The following is a 17079-nucleotide window of genomic DNA, read 5'->3' as shown; positions in this document are numbered from 1 at the left end:
CCGATCATCACATCGGTGAAATCCAAACGGTCTGTTTCATGTGAAACACGCATGGTATACGGTCCGCTTGCCGGCAGGGATGGCAGGATCGCGAGCCACGGAGCCTCGGTCTCATGCTCACCGCCTGTCTGGGCCGTGGCCATCGTCTGCGCGACGGTCACACCCTGCGCGTCCGTCAGGTCGATCACGACGCGCTCGCCGGCCGGCGCCGTGCCGAACACGGCGATTGGCGTCTCGCGCTGCAGCACCATATGGTCACTGAACACAGCGGCCACGTGCAGCAAGCCATTGTGCGTGCGGTCCGCCGCCCCGGCGAGCGGGCCGCCGCCCGTGACCCCGCTCGCTCCCGGCGCGCTCACTGCTCCCACAGTTCTTCGCCGAACGACTCGAGATACGCGCACAGCTCACGCGCCATCTCCTCGTCCTCGGCGATGCGCGGGTGGCCGGGCGTGCCGGTGCCCGCGCGCGAATACGCGAAATGTGTGACCTGCGGGTCGTTGCACTCCGCCACCACTGCGTCGATCGCGCGGTCCCAGTTCGCGTCATGCTCAAGCACCGTCGTCGGCACCGCGGCGCCGCGCATCACGCGCGGGCTGTGCGACGTCTATCAGGACGCCGACGGCGCCGCCTACGCGATCGTGCGCGACCATCTGCGCGCGCTCGCGCTGCCGTGCTGAACACGGCCCGCACACGTCGGCGCGGACGATGTCCATATTCCCGGCATCGCACGGGACGCACGACCTTCGACTGTCTACAATGTTGCCATGCAACTGCCCGAACTTCATCGTTACGCGACGCGCCCAGGACTGTTCTTCACCGACGACGACGGCGCCGACGGCGCCTGGGACCCGCGCCACGGCCTGCGCTTCAATCCGTACAAGTTCCTGCTCGACCCCTACGCGAAAGGCATCGAAGGCTCGATGACGCTCGACCCGGCCGCCTTCGCCTATGACTGCACGCTGAAGAACGGCCTGATCAAAGGCTCGGCATGGGGCGCGATGAACCGCCTCGACTCGTTGGGCAAAGTGCCGATCTCGGTCGCGATCGACGATCGCGACGTGACGAAGCACGACGCCGATCCGTCGCATCCGCATGTGCCGTGGAGCCGCACCGTCATCTACGAGCCGCACGTCAAAGGCTTCACGGCGTAGGTGCCGCGCAGCTCCTCGGGCAGCCACGGCGCCTACGCGGGACTCGCGCATCCGACGACGCTCGCGTATCTGCAAGGCCTCGGCGTCACGTCGATCGAACTGATGCCGATCATGGCGAAGCAGTCGGAGATCTTCCTGCAGGAACGCGGACGCACGAACTACTGGGGATATTCGACGCTGAGCTTCTTCTCCTCCGAGCCGTCGTACGCGACGCGGGACGCGCAGCGGCGCGGCGCCCATGCGGTGCGCCACGAGGTCATCGAAATGGTGCGCGCACTGCACGGCGCCGGCTCCGAAGTGATCATGGACGTCGTCTTCAACCACACCTGCGAAGGCGGCAACGCCGGGCCGTCGGTATGTTGGCGAGGCCTCGACAACCTCACGTTCTACCGCCAGCAGCAACACGGCGAGCTCGAGGACACGACCGGCTGCGGCAACACGATCGACTTCACCGACACGCATAACATCACCTTCGCCGTCGACGCGCTCAGCTACTGGGCGAAGCGATCGGCATAGACGGCTCCTGCTTCGACCTCGGCGTGAGCCTCGCGCGGCTCAACGGGTCGTTCACACCGTACCATCCGTTCCTGTACGCGCTGCGTTCGGAGCCGCTGCTCGGCAACCTCAAACTTATCATGGAACCGTGGGACCTGGGAGACCAGGGTTGGCGCACCGGCCAGTTCCTCTCCCCCTTCGCCGAATGGAACGACCGCTTCCGCGACGCGGCACGCAGGTTCTGAGTGCACGAAGTCAACGACGGCGTACGCGAAGGCGTCGGCATGCAGGAGATGGCGACGCGGTTGTGCGGATCGGCGGATCTGTTTGCGACCGACCCTGGACGCGGCGCGACGTCATCGATCAACTATGTGACGGCACACGACGGCTTCACGCTCGCCGACCTCACGCAGTACTCGACGAAGCACAACGAGGCGAACGGCGAACACAACAACGACGGCGCGAACATCAACCACTGCGCGAACTTCGGCGTCGAAGGGCCTTGCGACGACCCGCATGTGGCGATGCTGCGCGAACGCGCGCGCATGAACATGCTCGGCACGCTCGTGCTGTCGCTCGGCACGCCGATGATGCTCGCCGGTGACGAATTCAACAATTCGCAAGGCGGCAACAACAACGCGTACTGCCAGGACAACGACATCACATGGCTCGATTGGGATTGGATCCTGCCCGAGACGAAGACGCCCGAATACATGCGCATGGAGTCGATCTCCCGGCTCATCGCGGTGCGCAAATCGCTTGACATCCACAACCACGAGGACTTCTTCACGCGCCTCAGTCAGCTGGGGCTGCTCAAGCCATCGAGTCGCATCCAATGGCTGCTGCCGGACGGCACGACGCCGATGGAACGCGACTGGTTCGACACGTCGATCCGCTCGTTCACGATGCGCCTGCTGAGCAAGGACGAACTCGACGTCGCGATCGTCGTCAACGGCGGCGACAAACCGCTGCACTTCCACATGCTCCCGGACGCGCATTGGGACGTGCTGTGGTCGTCGGCGGAGACGACCGGCGAGCGGCCGTGCCCGGGCATGCATGAGGAACGATTCACAGTCCCGCTCGAGAAGTCTTTCTGGGTCGACCGCGCGATGCGCCGACAATGCGACGCCGACGAGACCTTCACGCAGATGATGGAGCATGCGCAACGCAACGCCGCCGAGCGGGACGGCGCCACCGTGGTGAGCGGCGGGGCCAGGTCGGGCCGCTACGTGCCGAAGTCGACGCGTGCGGGCGCCTCAAGATGGGCGATGTGCGCGACCGAACGCAAGGGCACCGACCTGATGGCGCTCGGGCTGCCACGGATCGAGCAGGCGATCCGCAAGAACGTGGCCGATTCGGCGACGCCTTCATCGCCGATCGACCACGTCATCGAGGCGCCCGCTACGGCGCTCCGATGGCCGCCGACGGCACCGAGCCCCACATCTGGACCTTCCCCGCGCTGAGCATCAGCATCCTGCTGCAGCGTTCCAAGGGCGACGAGGGCTGAGCGCGGGCCTCAACGTGCCGGCGAAAGCCCCTGACGAAACGCACGGGGAAACAGAACAGGCCATCCGCTGCGGCGGATGGCCTGTTCGATGCAGTAAACGAAAATCAGCGCTTCGAGAACTGCGGCGCACGACGAGCCTTGTGCAGACCCGCCTTCTTGCGCTCGACGACGCGCGCGTCGCGCGTCAGGAAGCCGGCCTTCTTCAGGGCCGGACGGTTCGCGTCACGGTCGATCGCGTTGAGCGCGCGTGCGACGCCGAGGCGGATCGCGCCGGCCTGACCGGTGGTGCCGCCGCCGTCGACGAGGACGATGACGTCGAACTTGTTCTCAAGCTTGAGCAGGACGATCGGCGAGTTGACTTCACGCTGCTGCAGCTTCGACGGGAAGTACTCCTCGAGCGTACGGCCGTTGATCGTCCACTTGCCGGTGCCCGGAACCAGACGCACGCGGGCGACGGCTTCCTTGCGACGGCCGGTGCCGTAACCCGGGGCGATCGCGGAGGTGCCGGTGCCGGCGCCGGAGTTGGTCTCGGTCGTGAAGGCGACGGTGTTCTCAGCCTCGGTTTCCTGAACCGGGGAGTTGTTGGTGTTCTCAGCCATGATATCTATCTCCTAACGGTTCACTTTGCCTGCTGCGAGACCTGTTCGATCTCGAAGACCTGCGGCTGCTGGCCGGCGTACGGATGCTCCTCGCCAGCGAAGACGCGCAGACGGGTCAGCTGGACCTTGGCGAGCTTGTTCTTCGGCAGCATGCCCTTGACGGCGTGCATGATGATGCGCTCCGGCTTGTTCTTGAGCAGCTCGGCATAGCTGTCGCGGCGCAGACCGCCGGGACGACCGGAGTGGGAGTAGAGTTCCTTGTCCATCTTGTCACCGGTCAGCGCGATCTTGTCGGCGTTGATGATGATGACGTAGTTGCCGGAATCGGCGTGCGGAGCGAAGGACGGCTTGTTCTTGCCGCGCAGCAGGTTCGCCGCGGCGACGGAGAGACGGCCAAGCACGACGTCGGAGGCGTCGATGATGTACCAGTCATGAGTCAGATCAGCTGGCTTCGGTGTGAAAGTTTTCACGATATACCTTTTCTTTGTATTGTGTTCCGGACTTCCCGGACATGCTTGGTTAGGGCGTCGTCCGTTCGGTCTCATTACCGTGGGCTCCCTGAAAGTCCTTATGGCGAGTGGGAAAGCGCTTTGAAGGACCCCGTAGGGAAACACAACAATCCTCTAGTATATCGGCTGTCTTGACAATGCCGGCCCCGCGACGCGCCGCGGATATGCGACGAAACACCGACGACGGGACAAAACCGCGATGTTGAGTGATCATGGATCTGAACCATGTTGGGGACATCGATCAATGGAGGTCGTCATGAACATAGATTCAACCAGTCTGGCTCTCTCAAAGATTCTGACGATGGAGAGCCGGGAGTACTACCATATTCCGCCATATCAGCGGCCATACTCATGGAAGAAGGAACAGATCGATCAGCTGTTCCAGGATATCTATGAGGAGGCGAGCGGATACTATATCGGCAACGTCCTCGTCACCGAGCATAAGTCAAAGGACGATGCCTCCGAGATAGTCTACGAGGTCATCGATGGGCAACAGCGCCTCACGACCTTGTCCCTGCTCCTGCTGGCGCTCTGGGAGATCTGCATCGAACGCAGGGATGACGCCGAACTTCCGGTAGAGGACCAGCATATCGCATCGGATCTGCTCAACGACATCAAGCGACGTATCATCGTGAACCGCAAGGTATCGGATCCGCGCCTGCAACTGCTCAGCGACGATGCGACGATCTACAAGGAACTCATCCGTGCCATCGACAGCAGCACCTCGGCTAAGAAAGAGGAGCCTCACGTCAAAAAGAACCGCGTATTCGTGAAACGATACAACCATATCCTCGATACGTTGAAGGATGCGGAGACGTTCCCCGACATGCAGTCGTTGTCCGACTTCTACGACAAGCTCATCAACGTGATGATCCTGCGAATCACGGCGGAGAGTATCGGGGACGCCTTCAGCATCTTCTCCTCGCTCAACTCGAAGGGCCTGCCGCTGACGCTCGTGGATCTGCTCAAGAGTGAGTTCCTGAGCATGGACAGCAACCAAAGCGACGCAGCACAGGAATCCACGCTGGGGAACGACTGGGAGAAACTTGCCAAGATCTTCACGAACGCCGACGGCGATGTGGATACGAAGGCGTTTACGCAGTTCTTCCTCAACAATTACGACGCCTTCGAAAGCAGCGCGAGGGGATCGATCACGAAAAGCAAAGCGCTGTACCGGTATCAGGATGTGCTCAAGCGCAAGCAGACCGCATCCCGCTTGGGCGGATACGACTATATGCAGGAGATGATCAACCGTGCATGCGCATACACCGTCATCATCCAACTCTCCAGCAAGTCCGGCGAATCGAGCGGCAACGCGCTGCTCGACGATCAGGAGATCCGTCAGCTACTGCAGGGTCTCAAGCAGCTGGAATCGACGCAGGCCTATCCGCTGCTGCTGTTCCTGTTCGTCAAGGCCGATGAACTGCAGCTCGATAAGGACCAGCTCGCCGAGATCCTGCGCGCGTTCGTGACGTTCTATGTGCGCCGCAACATCGTGGAGTATCCGAAATCGTCGAACATTCGTTCCAGGCTCATCGGCGTCATCCGCACCATCGACGGCACGGACGACGCGTTGCGCGGCGAGGACATCGTGCACACCCTCGTACTCGCGCTGAAGAAGATGAGTGCGGACGACGAGACCTTCGGCAAGGAGATCCTCAAGCGCCCGATCTACGATCAGAACGCGAAGACCACGCGTTTCGTGCTCATCGATCTGGAACTCGGACTGCAGCAGCGCAACCACGCCAGCTTCTCCACGAAGGCACGGCCCCTCGATCTCGACGACAGGCTCGACAATGGCAAGCCTCGCTGGACGATCGAGCACATTCTCCCCGAAGGCAAAAACCTGCCCGAATATTGGAAGAAGCAGATCTCTCCGAACAATCCGTCCGCCGCAGGCGAGCTCCAGACAGAGTACATGCACCGTTTCGGCAACCTGACGCTTACGCCGTACAACGAGAATCTGCAGCAGAAGCCCTTCGCCGTCCCCGAACATCCGGTCTCCGACAACGACGCGCATTACGACCTGTCGAAGCGCGATTACAAGGACAACGGTGAATTCGTCGGCATACGTCTGCCGCTGCAGATCAACGCGAGCATCCCGGAGGAAGGCGAATCCATCGAGGACAAGGAATCCTGGACGATCGACGATATCAAGCGTCGTTCTGAATGGTTCCGCGACGAAATGCTCAAGCGCTACCAGTTCCCAGACGTCCCAGACGCCAACTGAGCATCGCCTGAGTCATAACGACGCGACGCGTCCCGCCTACTCGGCAGGGCGCGTCGCGTCGTATCAGCGTTCCTCCAGCATGATCCCGATCCGATCGCAGCGGCGGCCGCTTAGCTGACCACGACGGACGACATATGGACGGGAACGAAAAAAATGTTCGGCGAACTCGACGAAATCGAATTCGGCGTCATCATCCGGCACATACTGCGCATCGCACGCGGCAGCGAAAGCCACACATGGTTCGTCGAGAAGGACGATTTCGCGTCGGACGCGTTCGACGACGGCGACTGGGTGCAGCTGCTGCACGACGTGGCACGGATGGCCACGCGACATCATGTGGCGAATCTCGGTCATCTCATCGAGATTCCAGCACTCGACTGGCGCGACTCCCCGGACTATGCGGCCGCATTCTACGGCGATTTCGTGCTGCTGTTCGACCTACTGACGCCAATCGACCCGTTCAATGACGAGGACGGCGATGACTTGTCATGGGCACAGCGCGCGCGTCATCATCAGCTGGTCGTGCCGCAGACGGCGGTCACACTGACGTATCAGCAGCGGAGGGAGCACTGAGACCGCCGTAAATCGAATCAACGACGAGACGGCGCTCCTCTACGGCAAGGGGCCCGACGCTTGTATCAAGCGTCGGGCCCCTATGCACGCAACGGCGGAAATCAGGCATTCATGATCTTCGTGATGCTCTGCAGCAGGTCGCCGCGGAACAGATCCTCGAGCATGACCGCATCGCCGGCCGCGTCAGCGAGCGGAACGCGCCAGTTCGGATACTCGTTGTCGGTGCCCGGCTGGTTCTGTGCGCGCTTCTCGCCGACGGCGTCGACGATGGACGCGGCGAGCAGCTTGCACGGCGATCCCTTGAGGCCGCGGTACAGCGCCTCGACGATCTCGGTCTCGTGCGCGGTTTCGTCCTGCAGCACCGACGGATCCAGATACCCCTCGTCGGTGAGCATCTGCAGCATCGCGTTGTGCTCCGCGCGGGCGCTCGCCTCGAAGGCCTCGGCACCCTCCTCGAGCAGGCCGAGACGTTCGCGGATCTTGACGTGCTCGTACTCGAGGTAGCCGGCCGCCGGCGGCATGTCGTGCGTGTTGACCGACGCGAGCGCGTACGGACGCCAATGCTTCGGCGGCGTGAAGACGCCGTCCATCTGCTCGAACCATTCGACGGCGCATCCGAGGATGCCGTGGTCGGACAGCGACTTCTGCACATAGTCGGGCACGACGCCGAGGTCCTCGCCGACGATGATGCCGCCGACGCGGCTCGCCTCAATCGCGAGGATGCCGAGCATGACGTCGTGGTCGTAGTAGACGTAGGTGCCGTCGACGGCCGTGTGGCCCTCCGGGATCCACCACAGACGGAACAGGCCGAGGATGTGGTCGATGCGCACGGCGCCTGCGCAGTCGAACATGCCGCGCACCATCTCACGGTAGGACAGGTACCCGGTGTTCCTGAGCGCGAGCGGGCTGAGCGGCGGCTGGCTCCAGTTCTGGCCCTGCTGGTTGAACATGTCCGGCGGCGCGCCGACGGTGGCGCCCTTCGCAAAGCGCTCCGGGTTCCACCACACCTCGGAGCCGAGCGGATGCACGCCCACGGCCATGTCGGACATGATGCCGATCTTCATGCCGGCGGTGCGCGCCGCCTCCTGGGCGAGGTGCAGCTGCTGCGTCGCCGTCCACTCGAGCCAACGGTAGAACTCGAGCACGTCGGCGTGCTTCTCGCGCAGTTCGATGACCTCCGGCGACTGCTTGTCCATCGCACGCACCCAGTTGTCCGGCTTGTCCTCCGGCGCGCCCCACATCTCGTAGCACAGGCACCAGGTGGCGTAGGCCTCGAGGTCCTCGCCGCAGCGGGCCTTGTACTCGTCGAACTCACGCTGGCGTTCCTGGGACAGGCCCGCATTGAAGATCTCGCGCAGCGCCGACTTCTTCTCGAGCCACATCGCGTCACGGTCGATGAGCTTCGGATCGTTGTTGAACCCCTCTACCTTCGCGTGCGCGGCCTTGACGGCCGCCTTCGCGTCGTCGTCGAGCGTGTTGTATTCGGGGATGTCCTCGGGACGGATGTAGGTGAAGTTCACGAAGCGGCGCGACACCGGCAGATACGGCGACGGCGTGAGCGGCACGACCGGCTCGGCGGCGTGCAGCGGATTCACGAGCAGGAAATCGGCGTCCGTGTAGCGCTTGCCGTCGGTGAGCAGCGTGCGCAGGTCGGTGTAGTCGCCGACGCCCCACGAATCGGCCGAACGGATCGAGTACAGCTGCGCCATCCAGCCCCACAGCGATCCGTTCTTCATCGGATCGAGCATCTCGATGCGTTCCGGCGCGCTGATCAGCGTCGCGTCCTCGGAACGCTCGCCGCTCTCGACGTGCAGCGTGTGGTAGCCGACCGGGAGCTCGGCGGGGAGGACGAGTTCGGATTCGGCGATGAACTTGCCGTCGATCTCATGCACCTTGGCTTCCGGCATCGCGTTGAGCCTGAGCTCGCCTTCGAAATGCTCGCCGTTCTCGAGGATCAGCGTGACCTGCGCCGGCTCGGTGATGCCGGTGCGCAGCGTGACATGCGTCTCCTTGCCGACCGTGTGCAGCACGGTCGGATCGATGAGACGCAGATGGCGCTCACGCGTGATGTCGGCGATCGCCTTCTCAATCGCCTCGTCGGAGGTCGCGTCGATGCCGAGCGCACCAAGGATCGCGACGAGCGTCTCGTCGGAGATCTCATGGAAATCGCGCGACAGACCGGTGTAACTAGTTGCAACGCCCATCATGGACGCCAGACACACGAGAGGGCGTGCGAGGCGCTCCGGGCTTTCTTCCATTTGCTCTGCCATAGTTCCCTAGTGTAGGGCAACAAACGTTGTCAAAACACCGCGACGCGCGCATTTCCCACAGTTTTGCCACAGAACGCGGATTCATTGGCCGAGGCGGCGACGCGCGGCATGCACGACCTCGTCGCTCGAATCGGCGCTCAGTCTTTCGAGAATCTCCTGTGACGCGTTAGGGTTAAGCGCTACAGCGCGGCGCACCATCGACGACAATACAACGTTCGCATCCGGCTCGAGCTCCGCACCGAGACGGGAGAGGAAATCGAGCGTCTCGACATCCATATCCGGGTCCTGCGCACCCTCGAGACGCATCTTCCACGACGTGCGCTTGTTGTGCAGCGCCTTGTCGCGCACGGCGGGCACGTCGTCCTTCGTGAGCCTGCCGACGAGCCAGTTCTTGTCGTCGGCGTTCGCGGCGACGGCCTCGCGCACCGTCGGCGACGCATCCTCGGACAGCTTGACGAGCACGTTCGGGAACGGCATCGTGCTCGCGAGGAACACACGGTCCTCCTCGGGCGTGTGCGGATTGCCGGCGACCGCCTCGAGCAACGCCGTCGCTCGCGAGAACGCCGCCTGCTCGCCGCGGTCCGGCAGCGGACGGCGCGCGAACTCGTGCAGCTCGGCCGCGTCCGTCGAATGCCGCAGCCGCTCGTAGGTCGCCGTCAGCGGCTCGATATGGGGCGCGTCGGCGCCGTCGGACTCGTCTGTATCGTTGGTGTCGATTGCGTCGGCGGCTTCCGTTGCCGCCGCATGCGCCGCGGCGTCGGCGTCCGCCGGCATGGTCGCGTCCGTCGCATCCCCCATGTTCGCGACGTTCGTCGCGTTCTGAGCATCCGTCTGCGCGTCCGCCACAGGCTGGTCGTTCGTCGTCGACGTGGCGTCGTCGCCCATCGTTCCGCCATTCATCGTCTCATCGGTCATCGTCCCACCTCTGTCCGTAGATCGCTCCGCCGCATATGTGCGCGGTCGCATGCACATGCCCGTCCACTCTAGCAACGGCCGTTGCGCGCGACGTCCGCCGCGCACGCCGCGGCCGCGCGTCGGCGCGCGTGTCGCCGCGCGTCGCGCATACGCCACGGCCGGCGCTCGTACGCGCCCGGCTATCGTTCCTCGACGGGCCGTGCGACGAGGCCGAGCGGTTCCGGCACGACGGTCGCGTTGAAGGTCTCGCGCACGCGGTCGGCGAATCGGCCCTCCATATCGGTCGGCACGGCGCAGTCGACCTCGACGTGGTCGGTGAACGCGGCGTCGAGCTGCGCGCCGTCGACGGTCGCGAGCAGCTGCTGGAAGCCGCCGAGCTGCGCGTAGTCGAGGCGGACGTGGAAGCGTCGGCACTGCACGATGCGCGCCTTGCGCGCCGCCTTCACGGCGAGCGACGCGCCGGTCGAATACGCGCGGATCAGACCGCCCGAACCAAGCAGGATGCCGCCGAAGTATCTGGTGACGGCGACGACGCAGTCGGTCAGGTCGTTCGCGCGCAGCACATCGAGGATCGGTTTGCCGGCGGTGCCCGACGGTTCGCCGTCGTCGCTCATGCGTTCCATGACGCGCCCCGTCCCGTCGGTGACGATCGCCGCGTATGCGACGTGCCGCGACTTCGGATGCATCTCGCGGATCGTCTCGACGAAGGCGAGCGCGGCGTCGAGGTCGTCGATGTGGCACGCGTCGCCGATGAACTCGGATTTCTTCTCGACGAACGCGTCATGCGCCGGGTTCGCGGCGTCGGCGAGGATCGTGCGCGTCGTCATTTCGTCTCCGGATCGACGACGACGTTCATCTTGCCGCCGGAGAGGAAGGCGACGACGTCTTCGACGCATTGCCGTGTGAGATTGCGGTTCGCGCCGTCGGAGCGCCATGCGACGTGCGGCGTGAGCACGAGGCCGTCGATCGCGAGCAGCGGACTGTCCATAGGCAGCGGCTCCTGGTAGTAGACGTCGAGCGCCGCCGGGATGTCGCCGCGTTCGAGACGCCTGACGAGCGCGCCGGGGGCGATGATCTCCGCGCGCGCCGTGTTGATGAACATCGTACCCGGGCGCAGCGCATCGAGTTCGGCATCGCCGATCATGCCGCGCGTGCCATCGACGAGCGGCATGTGGATCGACACGACATCGGCGCCGGCGAACAGCGCCTTCATGTCCGCGACCGGCGTCACACCATGTTCGGCATAGCGTTCGCGCGGACCACGTCCCGAATCCCAGACGGTCACCTGCATACCGAAGCCGTGGGCGATGCGCGCGACCGTCTGTCCGATGCCGCCGAAACCGACGATCGCGAGCGTCTTGCCGGCGAGTTCGACGCTGCTCATGCCGTCCCAATCGCCGGCGCGCAGTTCGCGGTCGAGCTCGCCGACGCGGCGGGCGAGCTCCAGAATCAACGCGAAGGTGAACTCGGCGACGGCCGCGTCGCCGTAGTGGCGCACGTTGCAGATGCGCACGCCGAGTTCGCGCGCCAGATCGAAGTTCACGTAGCTCGCGACGCCGGTGCCGCCGAATGCGAGGCAGCGCGCCGTCTTCGCAAGGCGACGCAGCATGTCGTCGGAGATGTGCACGCCGATGACGATGACGGCGTCGGCACCCTGCGCGCGCTCGACGAAGAGGTCCTCGTCGAACGTGTAGTCCTCGAACAGACGCACCCGCGCGATGCCGTCAAGCATCGGCAGCGCGGCCTTGAGCGGGGCGATCATGTCCTCGAACACGCATGGGATGGCCACGAGCGGAAGATCGGCGCGGTCGGGCTGGGGGTGGGAGGAGTGCGGTCGGGAGGAGTGCGGTCGGGAAGAGTGCGGTCGGGAAGAGTGCGGTCGGGAAGAGTGAGCGGAGGTGGGGATGACGGGAGTCGCGTCCGCCCGGGTGACTTCGTCCGCAGGTGTCGTGTCTGCGGGTGTGGTGGGTGCAGGCGTGGTGGGTGCGGACGGGGTGGGTGTGGTTGGTGCAGGCGTCGTGTCTGCAGGCGTGGTGGAAGCTGATGTGAAGCTCATGGAAGCGGCAACGGTCGGGCTGGCCGGAGTGGTCGGGATGGCCGAGTGGTTTGGACTGGCCGGGCTGGCTGAACTGGTCGAGTGGGACGGGATAGCCAAGTTGGTCGGATCAAAGGGGCCGGCGGGCAGCGTTTCGGGCGTGCGCATGGTCGCCGGTTCACCGTGTGAGACAGTCGTCGCCGGTTCCGTAGGTTCGATGTGTTCCGTCATGGGTTCCACTGTAGCGCCGCTTCTGTTTCCACCGCACATCGAGCGTCCTGCGTCCCCATCCATCGACCAGTTCGACGGAACGGGACGCAACAAGGCCGGTCTCCGGGTGGGCTCATCGAACCGGCCGACGGGTTGGGACGAAGCGGGCGAGACCATCGACCAGTTCGACGGAACGGGACGCAACGGGACCGGTTTCCGGGAGCTTCCATCGACAGGCCCGACGGGTCGGGACGCAACCGGGCCTATCCGCGGGTGCTTTCATCGACAGGCCCGACGGAACGGGACGAAGCGGGCGGTTCTGTCGACCGGCCCGACGGGTCGGGACGCAACCGGACCCGTCCGCGGGCGCTTCCATCGACAGGCCCGACGAAACGGGATGCCAGCAGGCTGGTTTCCGGGCGGAACCATCAGCCAGTCCGACGGAACGGGACACAACCGGACCCGTCCGCGGGCGCCTCCATCGACCGGCCCGGCAAAACGGGACGCAACCGGCGGATACGTCAATCGCCCGATATGAAGCCATATCAGGCGACACATCAGACTTGGATCAGCCGATGAACATGCTTGCAGGCATGTGAGCGAATCGTTGCATACATGTCTCATCAATGCATACATGTCTCATGAAACTGTCCATGAAAACGTTTCATGATTTGCAGGGATTTGCAGAACGTACTACAGTGATGCATCGAGGCTGTGGACAAAGGCGTACCGCGGCTTCACCTTTCAGCAAACCAACCATTCGCCCCAATCCAGCAATCCGCGGCAATGAGAAAGCCGGAACCGCAATGCGATTCCGTCTTAAGCTGGCGGAGTCAGAGGGATTCGAACCCTCGAGCCGCTAACGCGACTAACACCTTAGCAGGGTGCCCCTTTCGGCCACTCAGGCATGACTCCACGCCGCACTTCATAAGTGCAACAGGTTGTAAGCATAGCAGCCATCCCCGACCAGCACAAATCGTCATCACCGTGCGTGTCCCGCACCCTCCCGAATCCCCTACGCGCCACCCATTCGTCAGCTTTCATGCCCCTACCCTCAGATAAGCTCCCATTGCGTCCCGATTCGTCGGCCGGTTCGACAATCCCACCCGCTCCGTCCCGCCTCATCGACCAGTCCGACGAAACCACCCGCAGACAGGCCCCATTGCGTCCCATTCCATCGACCGGTTCGACAATCCCACCCGCTCCGTCCCGTTTCATCGGGCCGGCCGACGAAACCACCCGCAGACAGGCCCCATTGCGTCCCATTCCATCGACCATGCCGACGAATCGGGACGCGGATCAGGCCACCAGCGGCCCGTTCCATCGAACCAGTCGATGCCCTACCCGTAAACAGCCCCCAGCCGCGCCCAGATCCACCGCACCCACTTCCATTCGAACAAATGTTCCACTAGACTATCGGTTATGAGCACCGCACCACGCATCGCCGCCGCCAAACGCGACTGGGGCCACGACGAACGTGGCTGCACGGTGCTGCACATCGACATGGACGCGTTCTTCGCGTCACTCGAAATCGCGCGGCATCCCGAACTCGCGAACAAGCCGGTCATCATCGGCACCGGCAACCGCGCCGTCGTGTCGGCGGCGAACTACGAGGCACGCAAATACGGCATCAACTCGGCGATGCCGGCGTCACGCGCGCATCAGCTATGCCCGGGCGGCGTCTTCCTGCCCGTCGACCACCACTACTACAGCCAAATCTCGCGTGACATCTTCGGCACGATCTTCAGTCGCGTGACCGACCAGATCGAACAGGTCTCGGTCGACGAATGCTATATGGACGTCGCCGGCGCGCTGCTCGAATGGGGTTCGCCGCTGCGCATCGGCGCATGGCTGCGCGAACAGGTCCGTGCACGCCACGGCATCACCTGCTCAGTCGGCATTGCCTCGAACAAGCTCGTCGCGAAGATGGCGTCGACGAACGCGAAACCCGACGGCATGCTGCTCATCCCGGTCGCCAGACAGGCCGAATTCGTGCAGATGATGCCGTTGCGCGGCATCCCCGGCATCGGTCCGGCGCTCGAACGCCGTCTGGACGAGCACGGCATCGACTCGGTGAAGGCGCTCGCCGAGATCGATCTGCCGCTGCTCGAAAGCATCGCGGGCTCACGCATCACCGCCGAACGCCTCTACAATGTGGCGCGCGGACTCGACGCACGGCCAATCGTCACGCATGCGCCGGAGAAGTCGATCGGCGCCGAGCACACGTTCCCGCAGGACGTAAGCGACGCGGCGAGCGTGTGCGGACTGTTGCGGCGCTGCTGCGACGACGTCGCGTCGACGCTGCGACGCAAAGGGTTCGTCGCGCGCACCGTCACCGTGAAACTGCGATTCCCCGACCTGAGCGTCACGACGAAATCGCTGACGATCGAACAGCCGGCCGATTCCGCGAGCGCACTGCTGCCGGTGACGCTCCGACTGCTGCGCGCGATGCTCGACATTCCGGCCGACGCGACGCCGGCGCGACTGCCGCGCGCGATCCGCCTCGCCGGCATGTCGGTGAGCGGCCTGAGCGACCGTGCGACGACGGTCATCCAGCCGACGCTCGACGACGTGCTCGCCGAAAGCGGCGCCGACGGACACGTCTCGACGACGCAGACGCGGCTGCGCGGCGCCGAGGAGGCGCTCGACGCGATCCGCGGCCGTTTCGGTTCCGGCAGCGCGCAGCTCGGCATCTGAATAATTGCGCGGATGCTCATGCGTGCCCGCGCGACGGCGCGCATACGACGGCTATGCGATTACGAAACCGCGGCCGCCGCATCATCGCATCCGACCATCGCCGCACGATGCACCATGCGGCCGTGCACTCGCTGCGCGCATCGAAGGGTGTCACCGCATTCGGCCATCGCCGCGCGACGCGCCGCCGTGGCCGCGGCGCGTCGCAACCGCAGCCACGGCGGCACGCACACTCATACAGTCACCGTCGCACAACCGTCACGCAGTCGTCACTCGCCGACCGCGGCCGCCGCGCGCAGTCGGCCGACGGCGGCCGCGATGTCCTCGTCGCTCACCGTCGACGAGAAGCGCAGATGGGAGCCGTCGCCGTAGAACTCGCCGGGGCTCGCGATGACGCCGATCGACGCGAGATCTTCCATGTCCTGCCAGCAGTCGCCGGACTTCGCCTTCACCCACACGTACAGCGCGCCCTGCGGCATCGACGCGTTGTATCCATAGGCGCGCAGTCCTTCGACGAGCGCCTTGAGCCGCGCATGGTAGCGGTTGTGCTGCAGGCGCACCACGTCGGTCGAGCGCAGTCCCGCCGTCATCGCCGCCTGCACCGGACCGGGGACGATGAGACCGAGCTGCTTGCGCAGGTTCGTCATGTCGTGCACGATCGCGGCGTCGCCGGCGATGCACGCGGTGCGGTAGCCGGCCATGTTCGACTGTTTGCTCAGCGAGTACAGCACGAGGATGCCGCGGGCGTCGCCGTCGCAGACGTCGGCACGCAGCATGCACGGCGATCCCTCGAGATCCTGCTCGAGCATGCCTTCGCCGTCGTTGTCGTCGTTCCACGCCATCATCGCGTAGCATTCGTCGGACAGCACGACGGCATCGATCGCGCGCGCCGCCTCCACGATGCGCCGCAGCTGCTCCGCGTCGAGCGTCGCGCCGGTCGGATTGTTCGGCGAGTTCACCCACACGGCCTTGACGCCGGGCACGTCCTTCCACGACGCGACGTCGGCGACGTCGTCCACCTTGTGCACGGTGGCGCCGGCGACCTGCGTGCCGATTTCGTAGGTCGGATAGGACACGCGCGGCTGGACAACAACGTCGCCGGCGCCGAGGTGCAGCAGCGACGCCATCATCGCGACGGCCTCCTTCGAGCCGACCGTCGGCACGACGTCGGCGCCGATCTGCGCAAGTTCGACGTCGCGGCAGTCGCGGAACCATTCGTGCAATGCGGCGCGCAGTTCGGCGGTGCCGACCGTCGCCGGATAGCCGTAGCCGTTCGCGGCGCTCGCGGCGTCGGCGAGCGCGACGCGCACGGCCTCGGGCACATCGTCCACCGGCGAGCCGATCGACAGGTCGATCATGCCCCCGGCGAACTCACGCGCGCGATCCTTGTACTGCGCGATGCGCGACCAGTCGTACGGCGACGAAAAATCATGGAATCCCATCTCATGCTCCTTCTGTCTGCACGATGCATGCGTTATGCGATACATGTGCCTTATCCGATGCATTGTTGTTCCTGCTCGGTGACTCGGCTACTGCTGACGATTATCGTTTCCCGCATTGACCGGCGTCGCCCGGCGCGTATGCGTACGCAGCGCGAGACGCCAGAACACGCGCCAGCGTCACAGCCAGCGCATGCATACGCAGTGCGGGACGCCAGATCCTGCCGCAACGTCACAGCCAGCGTACGCATACGCAGTGCGGGACGCCAGATCCTGCCACAGCATCACAACCAGCGCACACATACGCAGTGTGAGACGCCAGAACACGCGCCGGCGTCGCCCGGCGCGTATGCGTACGCAGCGCGAGACGCGCACAGTGCACGGAACAACGCGGATGGCCCGTGCACACCCCGGATAGGGGCATGCACGGGCCATTCCGACGCGGATCGCGC

Annotated in this window: 12 protein-coding genes, 1 tRNA gene and 2 pseudogenes; 5 read left to right on the top strand and 10 right to left on the bottom strand. The window is 64.6% G+C overall.

Features of this window, described 5'->3' with window-relative positions; translation table 11 throughout:
* Window positions 1-359 (bottom strand): annotated as a pseudogene (locus tag BCHO_RS03665) (sialate O-acetylesterase); the annotation flags it as partial.
* Window positions 356-511, bottom strand: a complete 156-nt coding sequence (locus BCHO_RS09015; RefSeq protein ID WP_237743030.1) for a hypothetical protein — start codon at window positions 509-511, stop codon at window positions 356-358. The gene BCHO_RS09015 and the pseudogene BCHO_RS03665, both read right to left, overlap by 4 nt.
* Here BCHO_RS09015 and BCHO_RS09375 point away from each other — a divergent pair.
* Window positions 498-677: a hypothetical protein gene (locus BCHO_RS09375; protein WP_034256174.1), complete on the top strand. Its 180-nt coding sequence runs from the start codon at window positions 498-500 to the stop codon at window positions 675-677. The genes BCHO_RS09015 and BCHO_RS09375 overlap by 14 nt on opposite strands.
* An 87-nt stretch (window positions 678-764) precedes the next feature.
* Window positions 765-2698: pseudogene (locus BCHO_RS09010) on the top strand (glycogen debranching protein); the annotation flags it as partial.
* Between the two features lie 559 nt (window positions 2699-3257).
* Here BCHO_RS09010 and rpsI read toward each other — a convergent pair.
* Window positions 3258-3752, bottom strand: coding sequence for a 30S ribosomal protein S9 (rpsI, locus tag BCHO_RS03650; RefSeq protein ID WP_024540977.1), 495 nt, complete (start codon window positions 3750-3752; stop codon window positions 3258-3260).
* Window positions 3753-3772: 20 nt separating this feature from the next.
* Window positions 3773-4222, bottom strand: a complete 450-nt coding sequence (gene rplM, locus BCHO_RS03645) for a 50S ribosomal protein L13 (protein WP_024540978.1) — start codon at window positions 4220-4222, stop codon at window positions 3773-3775.
* Window positions 4223-4517: 295 nt separating this feature from the next.
* On the opposite strand from rplM, the gene BCHO_RS03640 reads away from it, so the two are divergent.
* Complete coding sequence (locus BCHO_RS03640; RefSeq protein ID WP_024540979.1) at window positions 4518-6491, top strand: GmrSD restriction endonuclease domain-containing protein; 1974 nt, start codon at window positions 4518-4520, stop codon at window positions 6489-6491.
* Window positions 6492-6644: 153 nt separating this feature from the next.
* A complete protein-coding gene (locus tag BCHO_RS03635; RefSeq protein WP_024540980.1) occupies window positions 6645-7064 on the top strand; it encodes a hypothetical protein in 420 nt (139 codons plus the stop codon).
* A 101-nt stretch (window positions 7065-7165) separates the two neighbouring features.
* Here the strand turns inward: BCHO_RS03635 and malQ are convergent, their stop codons facing one another.
* The 5 genes from malQ to BCHO_RS03610 form a co-directional block, all read right to left on the bottom strand.
* Window positions 7166-9334: a 4-alpha-glucanotransferase gene (gene malQ, locus BCHO_RS03630; protein WP_024540981.1), complete on the bottom strand. Its 2169-nt coding sequence runs from the start codon at window positions 9332-9334 to the stop codon at window positions 7166-7168.
* 81 nt (window positions 9335-9415) lie between these two features.
* Complete coding sequence (locus tag BCHO_RS03625; RefSeq protein WP_024540982.1) at window positions 9416-10249, bottom strand: AbrB family transcriptional regulator; 834 nt, start codon at window positions 10247-10249, stop codon at window positions 9416-9418.
* A 179-nt stretch (window positions 10250-10428) separates the two neighbouring features.
* A complete protein-coding gene (locus BCHO_RS03620; protein ID WP_029675476.1) occupies window positions 10429-11076 on the bottom strand; it encodes an IMPACT family protein in 648 nt (215 codons plus the stop codon).
* Window positions 11073-12011 (bottom strand): D-2-hydroxyacid dehydrogenase family protein, encoded by a 939-nt coding sequence (locus tag BCHO_RS03615; RefSeq protein ID WP_081707960.1) that lies wholly within the window; start codon window positions 12009-12011, stop codon window positions 11073-11075. The genes BCHO_RS03620 and BCHO_RS03615 overlap by 4 nt, the downstream gene beginning before the upstream one ends.
* Before the next feature lie 1308 nt (window positions 12012-13319).
* Window positions 13320-13409 (bottom strand) — tRNA-Ser (locus BCHO_RS03610).
* 507 nt (window positions 13410-13916) lie between these two features.
* Between BCHO_RS03610 and dinB the strand changes: the two genes are divergently transcribed.
* A complete protein-coding gene (gene dinB / locus BCHO_RS03605; RefSeq protein WP_024540985.1) occupies window positions 13917-15191 on the top strand; it encodes a DNA polymerase IV in 1275 nt (424 codons plus the stop codon).
* A gap of 266 nt (window positions 15192-15457) precedes the next feature.
* Here the strand turns inward: dinB and dapC are convergent, their stop codons facing one another.
* Window positions 15458-16630 (bottom strand): succinyldiaminopimelate transaminase, encoded by a 1173-nt coding sequence (gene dapC, locus BCHO_RS03600; protein WP_024540986.1) that lies wholly within the window; start codon window positions 16628-16630, stop codon window positions 15458-15460.
* Between the last annotated feature and the right edge of the window lie 449 nt (window positions 16631-17079).

Origin of the sequence: Bifidobacterium choerinum (genome assembly GCF_000741135.1) — a bacterium.
GTDB lineage: Bacteria > Actinomycetota > Actinomycetes > Actinomycetales > Bifidobacteriaceae > Bifidobacterium > Bifidobacterium choerinum.
This window is presented reverse-complemented; position numbering and strand designations above follow the sequence as displayed.

Coding starts and splice junctions, on each gene's coding strand:
- rpsI (WP_024540977.1), bottom strand. CDS start 3,752: ATGGCTGAGAACACCAACAACTCCCCGGTTCAGGAAACCGAGGCTGAG.
- BCHO_RS03640 (WP_024540979.1), top strand. CDS start 4,518: ATGAACATAGATTCAACCAGTCTGGCTCTCTCAAAGATTCTGACGATG.
- BCHO_RS03635 (WP_024540980.1), top strand. CDS start 6,645: ATGTTCGGCGAACTCGACGAAATCGAATTCGGCGTCATCATCCGGCAC.
- malQ (WP_024540981.1), bottom strand. CDS start 9,334: ATGGCAGAGCAAATGGAAGAAAGCCCGGAGCGCCTCGCACGCCCTCTC.
- BCHO_RS03625 (WP_024540982.1), bottom strand. CDS start 10,249: ATGACCGATGAGACGATGAATGGCGGAACGATGGGCGACGACGCCACG.
- BCHO_RS03620 (WP_029675476.1), bottom strand. CDS start 11,076: ATGACGACGCGCACGATCCTCGCCGACGCCGCGAACCCGGCGCATGAC.
- BCHO_RS03615 (WP_081707960.1), bottom strand. CDS start 12,011: ATGATCGCCCCGCTCAAGGCCGCGCTGCCGATGCTTGACGGCATCGCG.
- dinB (WP_024540985.1), top strand. CDS start 13,917: ATGAGCACCGCACCACGCATCGCCGCCGCCAAACGCGACTGGGGCCAC.
- dapC (WP_024540986.1), bottom strand. CDS start 16,630: ATGGGATTCCATGATTTTTCGTCGCCGTACGACTGGTCGCGCATCGCG.